The 15,111-nt window shown below is 58.4% G+C and carries 12 protein-coding genes and 1 pseudogene; 8 read left to right on the top strand and 5 right to left on the bottom strand.

All coding sequences use genetic code 11. The features are described from left to right. Nucleotides 1-9: 9 nt before the first annotated feature. Together BMS17_RS00065 and BMS17_RS00060 are read right to left on the bottom strand one after the other, a co-directional pair. Nucleotides 10-705 (bottom strand): class I SAM-dependent methyltransferase, encoded by a 696-nt coding sequence (locus BMS17_RS00065; protein ID WP_046027168.1) that lies wholly within the window; start codon nucleotides 703-705, stop codon nucleotides 10-12. A gap of 156 nt (nucleotides 706-861) precedes the next feature. Next, the gene (locus tag BMS17_RS00060) at nucleotides 862-1,446 is read right to left on the bottom strand and encodes a DUF4157 domain-containing protein (RefSeq protein WP_046027167.1); all 585 of its coding nucleotides are present in this window, start codon (nucleotides 1,444-1,446) and stop codon (nucleotides 862-864) included. A gap of 477 nt (nucleotides 1,447-1,923) precedes the next feature. Here BMS17_RS00060 and BMS17_RS00055 point away from each other — a divergent pair, with 477 nt between their 5' ends. The 6 genes from BMS17_RS00055 to BMS17_RS00030 all read left to right on the top strand — a co-directional run bounded on the left by BMS17_RS00055 (nucleotide 1,924) and on the right by BMS17_RS00030 (nucleotide 8,257). Beyond that, nucleotides 1,924-2,775, top strand: coding sequence for a sugar phosphate isomerase/epimerase (locus tag BMS17_RS00055; protein ID WP_077430139.1), 852 nt, complete (start codon nucleotides 1,924-1,926; stop codon nucleotides 2,773-2,775). Between the two features lie 14 nt (nucleotides 2,776-2,789). Beyond that, nucleotides 2,790-3,860 (top strand): isopenicillin N synthase family oxygenase, encoded by a 1,071-nt coding sequence (locus BMS17_RS00050; protein ID WP_077430138.1) that lies wholly within the window; start codon nucleotides 2,790-2,792, stop codon nucleotides 3,858-3,860. A gap of 45 nt (nucleotides 3,861-3,905) precedes the next feature. After that, nucleotides 3,906-4,700: an ABC transporter substrate-binding protein gene (locus BMS17_RS00045; protein ID WP_077430137.1), complete on the top strand. Its 795-nt coding sequence runs from the start codon at nucleotides 3,906-3,908 to the stop codon at nucleotides 4,698-4,700. A 64-nt stretch (nucleotides 4,701-4,764) separates the two neighbouring features. Next, on the top strand, nucleotides 4,765-6,312 hold the full coding sequence (locus BMS17_RS00040; protein WP_046027163.1) for an amino acid ABC transporter permease/ATP-binding protein: 1,548 nt from the start codon (nucleotides 4,765-4,767) through the stop codon (nucleotides 6,310-6,312). 46 nt (nucleotides 6,313-6,358) lie between these two features. Next, the gene (locus BMS17_RS00035) at nucleotides 6,359-7,147 is read left to right on the top strand and encodes an SDR family oxidoreductase (protein WP_077430136.1); all 789 of its coding nucleotides are present in this window, start codon (nucleotides 6,359-6,361) and stop codon (nucleotides 7,145-7,147) included. Between the two features lie 165 nt (nucleotides 7,148-7,312). After that, nucleotides 7,313-8,257: a transporter gene (locus BMS17_RS00030; protein ID WP_046027161.1), complete on the top strand. Its 945-nt coding sequence runs from the start codon at nucleotides 7,313-7,315 to the stop codon at nucleotides 8,255-8,257. A gap of 78 nt (nucleotides 8,258-8,335) precedes the next feature. Here the strand turns inward: BMS17_RS00030 and BMS17_RS00025 are convergent, their stop codons facing one another. From BMS17_RS00025 to BMS17_RS00015, 3 genes are all read right to left on the bottom strand, one after another. Then, the gene (locus BMS17_RS00025) at nucleotides 8,336-9,883 is read right to left on the bottom strand and encodes a phospholipase D family protein (RefSeq protein ID WP_046027836.1); all 1,548 of its coding nucleotides are present in this window, start codon (nucleotides 9,881-9,883) and stop codon (nucleotides 8,336-8,338) included. A 227-nt stretch (nucleotides 9,884-10,110) separates the two neighbouring features. Beyond that, nucleotides 10,111-10,983, bottom strand: coding sequence for a DNA/RNA non-specific endonuclease (locus tag BMS17_RS00020; protein ID WP_077430135.1), 873 nt, complete (start codon nucleotides 10,981-10,983; stop codon nucleotides 10,111-10,113). 489 nt (nucleotides 10,984-11,472) lie between these two features. Continuing rightward, nucleotides 11,473-12,795, bottom strand: coding sequence for a DUF1329 domain-containing protein (locus tag BMS17_RS00015; RefSeq protein WP_077430134.1), 1,323 nt, complete (start codon nucleotides 12,793-12,795; stop codon nucleotides 11,473-11,475). A gap of 849 nt (nucleotides 12,796-13,644) precedes the next feature. Between BMS17_RS00015 and BMS17_RS00010 the strand changes: the two genes are divergently transcribed. Next, nucleotides 13,645-14,142 (top strand): hypothetical protein, encoded by a 498-nt coding sequence (locus BMS17_RS00010; RefSeq protein WP_175648938.1) that lies wholly within the window; start codon nucleotides 13,645-13,647, stop codon nucleotides 14,140-14,142. Beyond that, nucleotides 14,096-15,111 (top strand): annotated as a pseudogene (locus BMS17_RS00005) (aconitate hydratase B); the annotation flags it as partial. The gene BMS17_RS00010 and the pseudogene BMS17_RS00005, both read left to right, overlap by 47 nt.

Raw genomic sequence — 15,111 nt, 5'->3', positions numbered from 1 at the left:
GTATCCAGCTCAGGCCAACAGTTCGGTGATCCAGCGAGTCTGCCGGGCGATTTCCTGCACCTTCTCCTCGGGCACAGCCTGCCGCGCCCGGGTGAAGTGGGTCAGCGTGCGCTGCTTCAGGCGCAGCATGCGCTGCCACTTGAGCAGGAACGCCGGGCTGCGTGCCTGCATCTGTAACGGACCGAAGTACAGTTCCTCGGCGGTGTACTTCACCGGCCCTGCCCGCTCCGCGACGATAATTTCGTAGTCGAAGCGGTTTTCCCGCAGCACTTCCTCGTGGAGGATACGGTAGCCATTTTCCATCAGCCATTGGCGCAGTGGCTGCTCGCCGCCGTTGGGTTGCAGGATCAGGCGTTCCTGGCCGCTCAGATGTGATTTGCCGCTGTCGAGGATGTCGCGGATGGTCTCGCCACCCATGCCGCAGAGGCTGATCGCCGTGATCCCGTCACCCGGCTCGATCGCCGCCAGGCCATTGGCCAGGCGCACGGTGATCCGCTGATCCAGGCCGTTTTCGCGCACAGTGCGTTCGGCCGCACGAAACGGCGTCAATGCCACCTCGCCGGCGACCGCCGCTACGATGGCGCCACGGCGCATCAATGCCACCGGCAGGTAGCCGTGATCCGAGCCGATATCGGCCAGGCGCGCACCGACTGGCACCTGCGCCGCGACGCGCTCCAGGCGCTTGGACAATGTCTGTTCGTTCAACTGCAGCCCCTTTTCACCACGAACGTCCGACAACGTTGGCCGGCTTGGGGCGCGATTCTGGCGAGCAACGCCGTACATTTCAAATTTATGCGACCGGGGTCATGGTTCGCCCCGACCCTGACGTTCGCGTATCAGCGCAAACGCTGGTGATGCCCTTCAATCAGCCCCTTCCCGCAATGCCCGCCTGACCTCAGCCTGTATGGCATAAGCCGGCGCCTCCACCGCATTGAAGTCTTGTGTATACCGCTGGGCAAATCCTTCTACCCCCCATTCCTGATACTGCTGCACGTGCTTTAGTTCGTGAGCCCAGAGCGCGAGGTCCTGTTCTGCGGTTTGAGCGTCGCGGAACAGGATGATGTCGATCAGCGTCACGGCACCGACATCGGGGTTTTGCAGCATGGCAGTGGCTGCGTTCATTTGGCTGTTATCGCTGACTTTGTAGCGCGCGGTATCAAGGACACTGGGGTCGTACCAGCGCAGCAGTTGCTCCCGGATGTGCGGTGGAATCGGCTGGGTGCCGGCGATATCTGCTTCAGCGCGGGCTTGGGTCAGCCACAACGCCAGGGCAGGTGCCGCCATCTGGTAAATGCCATCAGCCATCAGTCCCAGGTCTGGCAAGCAAACGCAGCTGTCCAGGCACACGGGTTTCTCGCCGGCTGGACAGCCGTTGGTCTGGGCTGGGACTTCAAGTGTCAGGCAAAGCGCTAACAGCGCCACCAGGCGCGTGGTGATGGGCGGCATTGGGCGCTCCATGGACGGACGCAAGTGGGTCGTTTGATCGACGACCCGCACAGCGTTAGCGTAGTCCTGAACCAGGTGCCCTATGCCCGAGATGCTTTTTTCAGGGTGGGCAGCACGGCACCACCCGCCGCCGCCGCCGCCAAGTTTGAAAATATTCGATCTGCCTGATTTATCACGGATTTTTCCTCGCCTGCCCATCGTCGCTTGGGACTCTTCAAAATGATGCCGTAACAATGGCATCCCTCGCTAATCGTTAGCGTAGACACCTGCTTGCCCAGAAATTCCCCCGTGGAAATTGATATAGATAGCTGGCTATTTGTTATCAATTCTCTGAAGTATTGATTTGAACTTTCAGATTCTTTCGCCGCTCAGCCTGTGCCTAACATCGGCTCCACAGCGAACCAGCCTTGGCATTGTTCAACAGCTTGGTGCGTCGACGTGCTTTTGCAGTAGGCCCTGGATTTTTGAGGATCACCGATGAAGCTGGAAATTTTTCGCACGCTGTGGGGTTACACCGCCAGCAAGGCTCAGGCGCTTGAAGAGCTGCTGCAAGCAGGCTTTGATGGCATGGAAGCGCGACTGCCACTGGACGCCCGTGAGCGGGCTGAGTTTGGCGCCTTTCTAAAGGCCAATCGCCTGGGCTATATCAGCACCGTCTTCACCGCCTACGACGTGCTGCCGGATCAGTCGGCAACGCCCGCCGTACACCTCAATGACCTCGAACAGAAACTCGCCTGGGCTGGCGAACTCGGCCCACGCTTCGTCAACGTACTGGCGGGCAACGATCGCTGGTCCTTGCCACAACAAGTGGAGTTCTTTGGACAGGCGCTGGATCTGGCGCGCAAGCATGGCCAGGTCTGCAGTTTCGAAACTCATCGCTCGCGTTCGCTGTTCAACCCTTGGGTGACCCTGGAGTTGATCCGGCAACTGCCTGATCTGTTGTTCACCAGTGACATCAGCCATTGGGTCGTGACCTGCGAGCGTCTATTGAATGACCCGGCCGATGACCTGAGCCCTTTCATCGAGCGCGTTCACCATATCCAGGCCCGGGTCGGTTACGACCAAGGCCCGCAGGTTCCGCACCCGGCGGCTCCCGAATATGCAAAAGAACTGGCCTTCCATCAGCAGCACTGGGAAAGCATCTGGCGCTCGCAACAGGCCCGTGGTTATCAGGTCAGCACCCTGACCCCGGAATTCGGCGCCGATGGCTACCTGCATCATTTGCCCTTCACCAATGTCCCGGTCGCCGACCTGTGGTCATTGAACGTGTGGATGGGCCAGACCGAGCGCGAACACTTCGAGCGTTTCCACCACTCAAACCATCCTTAGGGAGCCGATGCGTCATGCCTGACAATAAAAATAACAGCGCCAGTACTGACACCCTCAAAGCCAACTTCAACAGCATCCCGGTGGTCAGCATCGCCGGTCTGTTCAGTGTTGAACTGGAACACCGCCTGGCCGTGGCCGAACAATTGGGGCGCGCTGCCAGCGAGGTCGGGTTCCTCTATATCACCGACCACGGTATCGACCCGCAACTGATCGCCAATCTACGCAAGGCTGCCAAGGACTTTTTCGCCCAGCCCATCGACACCAAGATGCGGCACTACATCGGCACCTCGCAAACCCACAAAGGTTTTGTGCCCGAAGGCGAAGAGGTCTATTCCAAAGGCAAGCCGGACCACAAGGAAGCCTTCGACGTCGGCTTCGAAGTCCCCGCCGATGACCCGCTGGTGCTGGCCAACACCCCATTGCTTGGACCTAACGACTGGCCGCAGTTGCCCGGTTTCAAGGCGTCGGTGCAGGCCTACTACGAAGCGATCTTCGCCTTGGGCCGGCGCCTGTTCGGTGGCTTCGCCCTGACCCTGGGCCTGGAAGAAAACTATTTCGACAGTCTGGTCACCCGTCCGCCGTCCAAGCTGCGGCTGATCCACTACCCCTTCGACGGTGCGGCCCATGATGCACCGGGTCTTGGCGCTCATACTGATTACGAGTGCTTCACCATTCTCCTGGCCGACAAACCAGGCCTTGAGGTGATGAACAATCTTGGCCAATGGATCGATGCACCACCGATGGCCGATGCCTTTGTGGTCAACATCGGCGACATGTTGGAGGTGATGACAGCAGGCGCCTTCGTCGCAACCGCGCACCGGGTGCGCAGCGTGAGGGAGGAGCGCTATTCCTTTCCCCTGTTCTATGCCTGCGACTACCACACCCAGATCAAACCGCTGCCCGGGTTCGCCCAGGCCGGTAACGACTACGAAGAAATCACGATCGGCGAACACATGTATGGCCAGGCGCTGCAGACGTATCAATATCTGCGCCAGAGGGTGGCCAATGGGGAAGTTCAACTGCCAGGTAAGGCACGCAAGCCCGCCAGTTTTGGACATTTGAAAAATCAGGTTCAACCGTCCTGATTGAAGTTTTCAGCTAACCCCTTACCTACGCCGGAGCAGTAAATAATGAAAAAAAATAACAAAGCCCTGTTGAGCATGGCCGTATTGGCAGCCGGTATGTTCGGTGCCTCGGTGAGCATGGCCGCGACTGACACGTTCAAGGTCGGCATGGAAATCACCTACCCTCCTTTCGAGTCCTACGACAAGGACAAAAACGTGGTGGGTTCCGACCCCGAACTGGCTACAGCCCTGGCCAAACACATGAACGCCAAGGTGGAGTTCGTCGACACCAAGTTCCCGAGCCTGATCCTGGGCTTGAACTCCGCCAAGTACGACGCGGTCATTTCCGGCATGTACATCACACCGGAGCGCCAGACTCAGGCCCAGACCATCGCCTATGCCAACACCGGGGCCTCGGTCATGGTGCCCCAGGGCAGCGAGATCAATGCAAAGAAACCTGAAGACCTGTGCGGCTTGAAACTGGGTCTGGAACAAGGCACTACCTGGGTCAAGGAATTCAGGAAGCTGTCCGATGAGTACTGCGTGCCGAACAACAAAGGCGCCATCACCGTCAGCGAGTACCCTTCGGCCCCCGAAGTGACCCAGGCCCTGTTGTCCAAGAATATTCAGGCCCAGGTTGAAATCGCCGGCGCCGCAAAATTGATCGCGGAAAAGACCAATGGCCGCGTGGTGATCACCACCGACCACCCGATCTATCAGCAAACCCTGGGTATCTTCGTCAAGAAAGGTAATGACGAAACGTTCCAGGCCGTGCAAAAGGCCTTTGAGGAGACCAAAAAGAGCGGTGAATATGCCGCTATTCTTAAGAAATATGCCTTGGAAGAACCGACTGCCCACTAAGAACGCGTCCCTGTAGTCTGGTCATCTGCCGCCCCTGCATGGAGGCGGCAGATCGAGGTGCCCTATGCAATTTGATTGGTCGTATTTCTTCTCGCTGTTCTCCCTGCCAGACTTCTGGAATGCCTGTATCACGGTCGTCCAGCTCAGTGCCCTGGCCTGGTTCATTGGCATGCTGCTGGGCTTTCTCCTGGCCACGGCCAAGCTCTCCCAATCGCCCTTCCTGCGTATTCCCGCAGCGGTCTATATCTGGTTCTTCCGCAGCATCCCGTTGCTGGTGCTGGTGGTCTTCGTCTACAACTTGCCGCAATTATTTCCCGGCAGCGGCCCGATTCTGTCCAACCCCTTCTACTCCGGACTGTTGGCCCTGGTGGTCACCGAAGCGGCGTACATGGCGGAAATCCATCGTGGTGGTCTGATTTCCGTGGCCAAGGGCCAGAGGGAAGCCGGGCGCGCACTGGGTGTCGGCCTGTTCGGTATGCAGCGCTTGATCGTGATCCCCCAGGCATTTCGTATTTCGCTGCCCACCTTGATCAATGAATACATCACGGTGGTCAAGCTGACGTCGCTGGTCTCGGTCATCTCCCTGACCGAAATTCTCACGGTCGGCCAACGCCTCTATGCCACTAACTTCCTGGTCATGGAAACCCTGGCGGCGGTAGGCGTCTACTACGTGCTGATCGTCACCGTGTTCGGCTTTTTCCTGCAGCGCCTGGAGCGCTACCTGGACCTGAACTTCCGCAAGCCGCACACGCTCGACGCGGCCACCATCGCCAAGTTCAAGGCCAGCGCCGAAGCGCTACCGGACATTGCGCGCAAAGCCGCCGGCAACAACGCCACCCCAATCCTGCAACTCAAGAACATCCAGAAGAGCTACGGCACGCACAAAGTGCTGCTGGGCATCGACCTGAATGTCGAATACGGCCAGGTGGTCTCGATCATCGGCCCATCCGGTTCCGGCAAAACGTCACTGATCCGCACGGTCAACGGCCTGGAAACCATCGATACGGGCGACATTCAGTTGTTCGGCGAAACATTCATCGAAGCGTCGGACAAACCCAACAGTTCTCGTCTGCGCAAAGGCGTGCGGCAAATCGGCATGGTGTTCCAGAACTTCAACCTGTTCCCGCACCGCACCATTCTCGATAACGTCACACTGGCGCCGCGTTACCACGGCCAACCGGGCGAGCTGAGTGAACATCGCGCTTATGCGCTGCTGGACAAAGTCGGCCTGCTGGCCCACGCCCACAAGTACCCGCACCAGCTCTCCGGCGGCCAGCAACAGCGCGTGGCGATCGCCCGGGCCCTGGCGATGGAGCCGCAGATCATGCTGTTCGACGAGCCGACCTCGGCCCTCGACCCGGAACTGGTCAACGACGTGTTGAACGTGATCCGCGACCTGGCCAAAGAAGGCATGACCATGTTGATCGTGACCCACGAAATGGACTTTGCGATGTCGATCTCTGACCGGGTCGTGTTCATGGAGAACGGCAATATCCAACTGGATGCCGCACCTGAAACCATACGACGCGATGCCGAAGGAGAGAGAGTGCGACGCTTCATGGGCATCGATGCCCAATCGCCAAACCTGTCTGCAACCGTGGATCATGCATGAATAGGCCCTCCCTTTCTTTGAGCTACCTTCTTTCAGGACAACACGCATGAATCTTGGAATAGCAGGACGCTGGGCGCTGGTATGCGCTGCCAGCAAAGGCCTGGGTAAAGCCTGCGCTCAGGCACTCGTCAGCGAAGGTGTGAACGTGGTGATCACCGCACGAGGCGAAGACACGCTGAATGAAACAGCCCGTCAGCTCAGAGCGATCAATCCTCAAGTGACGGTCATCGCCGTAGCCGGAGACATTTCAACGCCTGAGGGTCGGGCGGCCGCCCTCGGGGCCCACGAACATTTCGATATTTTGATCAACAACGCGGGTGGCCCTCCTCCCGGGGATTTCCGCGAATGGAATCGCGACGCCTGGGTCAAGGCGCTGGATACCAACATGCTCACCCCAATCGAGTTGATCAAGGCCACGGTAGACGGTATGGCCGCTCGCGGATTTGGCCGAATCATCAACATTACGTCGAGTGCGGTGAAGTCACCTATCGAAAGCCTGGGTTTGTCCAATGGCGCACGCAGCGGGCTGACGGGATTTGTCGCCGGGCTTGCCCGACAGGACAACATCGCCAGCCGCAATGTGACGATCAACAACCTGCAACCGGGCTCATTCGACACCGATCGACTGCGTGGCAACCTGGTCGCTGTCGCCCAAGAGTCGGGACAAGACAGTGAGGTATTCCTTGACGAATGCCGCAGCGAAATTCCGGCGAAACGCTTCGGCTCACCCGAGGAATTCGGTGCACTTTGCGCCTTCGTTTGCAGCAGCCATGCCGGATACCTCACCGGGCAGAATCTGTTGATTGACGGCGGGGCCATTCGCTCCAGCCAGTAATCACGACAGGCACAATCGGGGCGGTGGCATCAGAGCTTTCGCCATTGCCCCCGCCTCCTCGACTTTCCAGCGCCATCCCTGACCACAATCCTGCTCATTCTTGAAACAGCTACTAAGCTGTTACGCGCACGCGACTATTGGGTAGGCCGAGAATTGAGGGTTTCGATGATTGCAAGAAATAAAGCTGTACTGGGATTGGCGGTGTTTTTGCCGGCCATGCTTGCTCAGGCAGATGACGGCGGTATCAGCTTTTGGTTACCTGGCCAGTTCGGCGCGCTGGCCGCGGCACCCACCAAACCGGGTTGGAGTCTGCCGCTGATCTACTATCACGTCAGTGCCAGTGACGACAAAAACAATGCCATACCAAGAGGTGGGCGGACCACCTTTGGTCTGGACGCCAAGGCGGATCTGCTGTTCGCCAGCCCCACGTATACCTTTGCCGAACCGTTACTCGGGGCCCAGGCTGCGATTTCGGTGGTGGCCGCGGTTGGCCGCGACGAGGCCAGTGTCGACGTTACGCAAGTCGGGCCGCGCGGGCGCGGCTTTTCCGGTGGAACCCAAGACACCCTCAAGGGGGGGAGCGACGTGTATGTGCTGGGCACGATGAAATGGAACCATGGCGTTCACAATTTCATGGCCTATAGCATGGGCAACATTCCCGTGGGTGCTTATGACCCCGATCGCCTGGTCAATATTGGCCTGGGACACTCGGCGCTGGATGCCGGTGGTGGCTACACCTACTTCGACAAAAAGAACGAGTTTTCCGCCGTGGCGGGCATGACCTACAACTGGGAAAACACCGACACCAACTATCAAAACGGCATCGACGCGCACCTGGACCTGAGTGCCTCGCACTTCATCACCGATCAGACCCAACTGGGACTTGTCGGCTACGTTTACCATCAAGTCACGGGGGACAGCGGCAGCGGCGCGACACTGGGCGATTTCAAATCCCGGGTCAGTGCCATTGGTCCTCAGGCCGGACACTTCTTCAAAGTCGGTAAAGATCTCTGGTACGCCAACCTCAAGGGTTACTACGAGTTTGACGCGAAGAATCGTCCAGAGGGCTGGAATACCTGGCTGACTCTGGTTGTTCCGCTGTCGGAATAGCCGGTGAAACCGTCGTTCAGGTCAGGGCAATCGTTTGTTGGCGCAGCAGCGCACTGCCTGATCGGGGCCGGCTTCGGACTAGAGCATTTTCTCAATACCGATCTTGTCGCTGAGCCACGCTTTGAAACTGCGCCACGCGCCGCCAGGCTCCTTATGCAAGGTATGCAGGCGGCCGTTGTCCTCAGTGACCCAGACGACTTCGCCGTTTTCCAGACGAGCCTGGTAACTCACGGCGGGCGACATGCCTTCAAACGCCAGTTCGCGTACGTAGCCGGCCAATTCAGGGCTGTCGACCAGCACCCCGACTTCTGTGTTCCAAAGCACAGAACGCGGGTCGAAATTGAAGGACCCGACAAACACCTTCTGTTTGTCCAGGATCATGGCCTTGGTGTGCAAGCTGGAGTCCGAGCCACCACTGAAGCCAAACGAAGAACCGCGACCGGGGTCATCCGCCTGTCGTCGCAACTCATAGAGCTTCACGCCGTGTTCGAGCAGGGTTTTGCGGTAAGGCGCATAGCCGCCGTGCACGGCTGGCACATCAGTGGCTTCCAGTGAGTTGGTCAACAGGCGTACATCAGCCCCGGCCTCGGCACGACCAAGGAGGTAGCGCATGCCCGACTCCTGGGGAACGAAATAGGCCGAGATCAAGATCAGCTCCTTGTCGATGCTATCCAGATCAGGTCGAAGTTGCGTGGCCATCATTAGCGCGCGGGCCGGTTCGTCATCGGCCAGCACCTTGCTCGGGGCGTCCCACATCGCTTTGCCATGGGCCCAGATCAGCTCCTTGCGCCAATGATCGAGTTGCGGGTGCGTCCGGTAGGTCATGAGGTGCTCGTACAGGGCCTTGTTTTCGATCCGTGTGCTGTCGAGCGATTGTTCCAGGCGTTGGCGGCTCTCGAGCAAGTCTTCGGGCGTTGGCTTGTTGAGCTGGAAGTCACTGATGGGATGGCTCAGGCTGCTATTCCAGTATTGATCGAAGCTGTGCCCCAACTGCTGGGCGACCGGACCGATGCAAAGCAGGTCCATGTCGGTGAAGTTGAGATCGGGCTTGGCGTCGAAATATTCATCCCCCAGGTTGCGTCCGCCAACGATGCCGGCGCTGTTGTCAGCTAGCCACAGCTTGTTGTGCATGCGCCGGTGCTGCTGCGAAAGATTAAGCAGACGGCCCATGGTTCGGGTCACAAAAGTGCTGCGCCCCAGATGCAAAGGGTTGAAGACACGGATATAGATGTTCGGGTGCACGGCCAGGGTAGCGATGACTTCTTCCTGACCGTCGCTGGCCGTGTCATCGAGCAATATGCGTATACGCACGCCACGATCGGCGGCCGCCAGTATTTCACGCACCAGGGCCCGGGTGCTCAGACCGTTATGCACGATGTAATACTGCAGATCGACGCTCTTTTGTGCGTTGCGGATCAACTCGGCGCGGGCCCGGAACGCCTCACTGCTGTTGGGCAGCAAGCGAAAACCCGAAAGTCCCTGATGCGAGGCGGCCTGAGCCAGGATCGAGCGCCCAAAAGCCGAGTCGCTGGCGGGTATCGTCTCGCTGAAGTCGTGGGGCATGTGCGTAGTGGTGCAGCCGGCGAGCAGCAGCGGGAAAAACCTGATGGGGAGGAACCGAAATATGGACAAGGGCTCGTCCTCAACCTCGACGGCTGTAGTTTTGACCTCGGAAGCCAGCAACACACGGCAATCTGCACAACTGATTCCAGTAAAGCCCGGTTCTAGCGAGGCGTGTCGAAATTTTTGAACGCCACTCCAGTTCAAAAGACTGGCGTTTGTATGCCCGCGTAAAAAAGCAGTGACTCGTGACGAGGGAGCAAGCGCCCCCACCGCCCGTTAAATGTGAACCCTCAAGTGCGGCCCACGGAGCCTGTGACGGGTAGATTGCCCAGTAATTTTAGCCCCGTACTTTTTACGAAAGCGTCATAGTCCATCGGCCTCTCAATACGGGTTTCGGCGTTGGGGAGTATGTAGGCCCAGGCCCGTTTGGACGATGCGTCGTAAACCAGCTTGAACAGGCGCGTCGGTACCCAGACCTTGTTGTCGCCAATGGTGCTATGGCCTGGGTCAAAGAGCGGGCCGGTAAAGACAAAAACATTGCCATCGGCTCGCTTGGCAAACTTCCTGACATCAGACTCAACCTTGCTCCAGATCTTCCGGTTGTTGGTTGGGTCTTGCGGCACCATGTTCGACAGCGCAAAGGATTGAGCCATTGCATTGGGGTTCGGTGCATCGGCGGCCGGGGATTGATGGCCACGGTCCACAGCCGGGTGTTGGCTACGGTAGTCACTCAACTCTGCCCGTCCACTCTTGGGAATGCGAGGATCTGGATAGAACTGGTTAGTGCGCTCCTCCCCTTTTGCATCCTGAAGCTGGGCTGCATTAAGACGCTCCACCACCACCAGCGGCGTCTTGCTGGTTTGCGAGTACAGCACCGCAAAGTTGTCGGAACACAGGGCCAAGGGGTTCATTGTTGCAGGCACGGAAGCCAGGTTGATTGGTTTGGCTGCCGGGAACAGATCTGCACAGCCATCGAACGATGCCTGTTTTTGTTTGTTTGAATAAAGGTCCAGTGCCGCGTTCTGACTGATCGAACCCGAGCGGGATACTGGGTCCTGATGCTGGGTGGGCGGCTTGAGGAGATCCAGCAGGCTGCGGGCTTCTGCCCCGGTGGAAAGCAAAACAAGGGCCGACAGCCCAACTGCAATTTTGCGTAGGTACATGCGTTAGATCTTCGAATTGGATTGAGGGGTAAACGTACGGCCAGTCCCGATTCACGGAACCCCGTAGTGGCGGTTGCTGATTATGTGGCGATGAGCATGCTTTCACTGTCCTTGGTCAAAATACCGATGCGGAACTGGTCGGCACCGAGCAGTACGACCGCTGACGTTCGTGCGGGGTTTATTGACCACCACAAATCCCATTAGTGCTGAGTAGCGTTGGCATTCTACTCGTCAGAGCACGTCGAAGATGCGATTGGAATCTCGCTCACGCTATATAGCTATTGAACTCGTGCGTACCCGCACCGGCAAAACGGGATGTCCCGCCGGCTTCGGCTGTCCAGAAACATCAGTAGATCCGTCTGTTTTTTCGACTTGGCAAAGGACTGGCGTTTTATATGCCGACGAAAAAGCGGTGATGACCTGTGGCGAGGGAGCTTGACCCCTCGCCAGCGTCTAGCTCAAGACATCGGGTACTGCATCACTGGGGGCTTAGCGAATACCAGCACCCGCCATGGACTCCGGCACCCACTGCGCCGTCGACAGCGGTTCGATGTAGTGGATACCGCCATGGGGGCCGACCACGCCATTGATGTTGTAGGTGCCAAGCGACAGGTCGTAAGTCATGAACGGGGTGGCATCCGGGACTTGCTCGTCGTAGCTCTGGCTGAGGAAAGCGAAGGAGCCACGGTAGAGCTGGCCACTGGTGTTGTACTGATCGGAGGCCACGGCGGCCCAGGTGTCTTCATCCAGGTAGAAGCGGCGTTTTTGGTAGATGTGCTTTGCACCGGGCTTGAGGTTGCCCTCCACGACGTAGACCCGGTGTTTTTCCCAGCGGACGAAGTCCGGGGAAATGTAATTGGGGGTGGTCAGCGATTTGGCATCCCGGGCATAAGTCAGTTTGTAGGTGTTGTAGGGCACGATCATTTCTTGCTTGCCCACCAGCGTCCAGTCGTACAACTCGAGCGCGCGGGCGGTGCCAGGGTTCGGTGTGTCGTAGGCCAGGATCGATATCTGTTTGACCCGGCGCTGGGCCGGCAGGTACTGCCAGGCACGACCAGGACGTTGCAACGGGTTGGTGGCGTTCTTGAGCATGACCGACTCACCGGCTCGTCGCGCGGGTCCGGTATAGGCCAGTTTCAGCTGGTAGTAGATGTCGGAGTTGTTGATCGGCTTCGACATGTTCTCGTAAATCGGGAAGGACACGAATGCCTCGCCGGAGACCGCCAGGCTTGCCACACCTGCCGAGTCGACGCTCCAGGAGTCGTACTTGGAATGGATGTTGACGCCCTGGTAGCGCAGCAGGAAATTCCACATCGCCTCGGCGCCCGATTGCGGGATCGGGAACGGCACACCGGGCAATACGTTTTCAAAGGCAATCCCACCGTTGAGGGATTTGGCGCCGGTGGCGTTCTTGCGGCTGTTTTCCAGCACGGCCTCTGGCAGCGAAGCCGTGCGGTGGGTCGGATACACATCGATGCGAAAGTTTGGATAGCGCTTGGCCAATGCGACCGTGGTAGCCGTCAGCATGCTTTTGTACTGATCAACGTTCTTGCCATCGATCACCAGCAGTGGTGTCTCATCGGCGAAGGGGTTCGGGCGCATGCTGTCACCCGTTTTGAAGCTGGCCGGGGCGGTGGTCAGGCCTCCGTTGTAGGCCGGAATGGAACCGTCGGCATTGCCAGCCTTTTCGGCGCCTACCAACGTCAGGCTGGTGCCCAGTCGGGCGGCATCCTGAGTGGATACATAGGCTTGTGCATCGATGGTCAGCGCCATCATGAGTGGCGTAGCCAGCAGACTTTTCACGAATTTCATATTGTTATTCTCCTGCCTGGCGTACCAGGCATTCGTGACGCAGGCGGTGCAGTCGCATCCATCGGTTCAAGCGGCGGTAAGTTGTACGGCCCTAATCCAGATATCGGCCCTCCATGGCTTGGCAGTTCCTACAAACAGGACTGGAAAAATCATCGCGTTGCACCGGCTAGCAGAGTGCCCGCCTCGTTACATTTGCCGTGTCACCGACCCAATCGGCTCAATCGACTTTTCAGCGCCCATTAAAAAGCCCCCGGCCCGGGAGCGCTTTTCATTTTGCGACAGTCTCTTGGCTATTCATGACAGCGCCTTTTCGAAGTCCTGCAGTCCAATGGCGTGGGACAAACCCAATCAATATCGACTTACGGTTTTTCGTTCCTTTTGACTGATTTGCAGTCGCGTGAATGCCAAAGGCATGTATCCCTCGCAGGCGACTGCGTGAAGTCTCAGCCTCCCACCTGAAACCGCGGCGCAGAGCGCTGGCTGTCATCAGTCGAATCGATGTGCGAATAGTCATAAGTGAACGATTGAGCCCGCTGCCCTTATGGTGACGACTTGGGAGGTGATTCAAATGTGTCGACAATGTAGTTGATTGACCCGCGGATAATCATTATATTCCGGCTCAATCACGAGATAGTGTCGACAATATCCACCGTTGCCGAAAACCTCCGATTGGCGCAGATGCAGATCTGTGCCTTCCCGATTCCGGGACAGAACACCTTTTGCAGGCGCAGTTGATTGGATAGTTTCGGGTGGTCACCCTCGACAACCGAAAAACTGCACCTGCCTTTATTTTTGCGGGCGCACGCTGTTCGCTCACTCAACAACACGCGGTATGACAGGAGAAACCCAGTGCTTGAGACCTACGTACAACAATTACAAGCACGTGCCGAGCAAGGGCTTCCACCCTTGGCGCTCAACGCCGAGCAAACTGCAGGCCTTATCGAGCTGCTGAAGAATCCTCCGGCTGGCGAAGAAGCTTTCCTCGTTGACCTGATCACCCATCGCGTTCCACCTGGCGTGGACGAAGCGGCCTATGTCAAGGCCGGCTTCCTGTCCGCCCTCGCCAAAGGCGAAGCCAAATCTCCCCTGATCGACAAGAAGCGCGCTGTTGAACTGCTCGGCACCATGCAGGGCGGCTACAACATCGTGACCCTGGTCAACCTGCTGGACGACGCCGAACTGGCGCCCGTCGCGGCCAAAGAACTCAAGCACACCCTGCTGATGTTCGATGCCTTCCACGACGTCGCTGAGCGCGCCAAGAACGGTAACGTTCACGCTAAAGGCGTGCTGCAGTCCTGGGCTGACGGCGAGTGGTTCACCCCTGATCGACAAGAAGCGCGCTGTTGAACTGCTCGGCACCATGCAGGGCGGCTACAACATCGTGACCCTGGTCAACCTGCTGGACGACGCCGAACTGGCGCCCGTCGCGGCCAAAGAACTCAAGCACACCCTGCTGATGTTCGATGCCTTCCACGACGTCGCTGAGCGCGCCAAGAACGGTAACGTTCACGCTAAAGGCGTGCTGCAGTCCTGGGCTGACGGCGAGTGGTTCAAGAACCGCCCGACCCTGGCCGACAAGATCAGCCTGCGCGTGTTCAAGGTCACCGGCGAAACCAACACCGACGACCTGTCCCCTGCTCCAGATGCCTGGTCCCGTCCAGACATCCCGCTGCACGCCCTGGCCATGCTGAAAATGGCCCGCGACGGCATCGTCCCTGACGCCCAAGGCGTTACCGGCCCGATGAAGCAGATCGAAGAAATGCGCGGTCAAGGCTTCCCGATCGCCTACGTCGGTGACGTGGTCGGTACCGGTTCCTCGCGTAAATCGGCGACCAACTCCGTACTGTGGTTCTTCGGCGACGACGTWCCTTACGTGCCGAACAAGCGTGSYGGYGGYTTCTGCTTCGGCARCAAAATCGCTCCGATCTTCTACAACACCATGGAAGACGCCGGCGCMCTGCCAATCGAATTCGACGTGTCGAACATGCACATGGGCGACGTGATCGACCTGTACCCGCATGCGGGCAAAGTCTGCAARCACGGYACCGACGAAGTCCTGACCACCTTCGAAATGAAGACCCCGGTGCTGTTGGACGAAGTTCGTGCTGGCGGCCGTATTCCGCTGATCATCGGCCGTGGCCTGACCGACAAGGCTCGCGCCGAACTGGGTCTGCCAGCGTTCGACCTGTTCAAACTGCCGGAAGCCCCGGCTGAAAGCACCAAGGGTTACACCCTGGCGCAGAAAATGGTCGGCAAGGCCTGCGGCGTAGCCGGTGTGCGTCCTGGCACCTACTGCGAACCGAAGATGACCACCGT

Source organism: Pseudomonas sp. C9, assembly GCF_002000165.1.
GTDB lineage: Bacteria > Pseudomonadota > Gammaproteobacteria > Pseudomonadales > Pseudomonadaceae > Aquipseudomonas.
This window is presented reverse-complemented; position numbering and strand designations above follow the sequence as displayed.

Bases quoted from the DNA above. Each gene is read 5' to 3' on its own strand.
- BMS17_RS00060 (WP_046027167.1), bottom strand. From the start codon at position 1,446: ATGCCGCCCATCACCACGCGCCTGGTGGCGCTGTTAGCGCTTTGCCTG.
- BMS17_RS00030 (WP_046027161.1), top strand. From the start codon at position 7,313: ATGATTGCAAGAAATAAAGCTGTACTGGGATTGGCGGTGTTTTTGCCG.
- BMS17_RS00015 (WP_077430134.1), bottom strand. From the start codon at position 12,795: ATGAAATTCGTGAAAAGTCTGCTGGCTACGCCACTCATGATGGCGCTG.
- BMS17_RS00020 (WP_077430135.1), bottom strand. From the start codon at position 10,983: ATGTACCTACGCAAAATTGCAGTTGGGCTGTCGGCCCTTGTTTTGCTT.
- BMS17_RS00035 (WP_077430136.1), top strand. From the start codon at position 6,359: ATGAATCTTGGAATAGCAGGACGCTGGGCGCTGGTATGCGCTGCCAGC.
- BMS17_RS00050 (WP_077430138.1), top strand. From the start codon at position 2,790: ATGCCTGACAATAAAAATAACAGCGCCAGTACTGACACCCTCAAAGCC.
- BMS17_RS00045 (WP_077430137.1), top strand. From the start codon at position 3,906: ATGAAAAAAAATAACAAAGCCCTGTTGAGCATGGCCGTATTGGCAGCC.
- BMS17_RS00055 (WP_077430139.1), top strand. From the start codon at position 1,924: ATGAAGCTGGAAATTTTTCGCACGCTGTGGGGTTACACCGCCAGCAAG.
- BMS17_RS00040 (WP_046027163.1), top strand. From the start codon at position 4,765: ATGCAATTTGATTGGTCGTATTTCTTCTCGCTGTTCTCCCTGCCAGAC.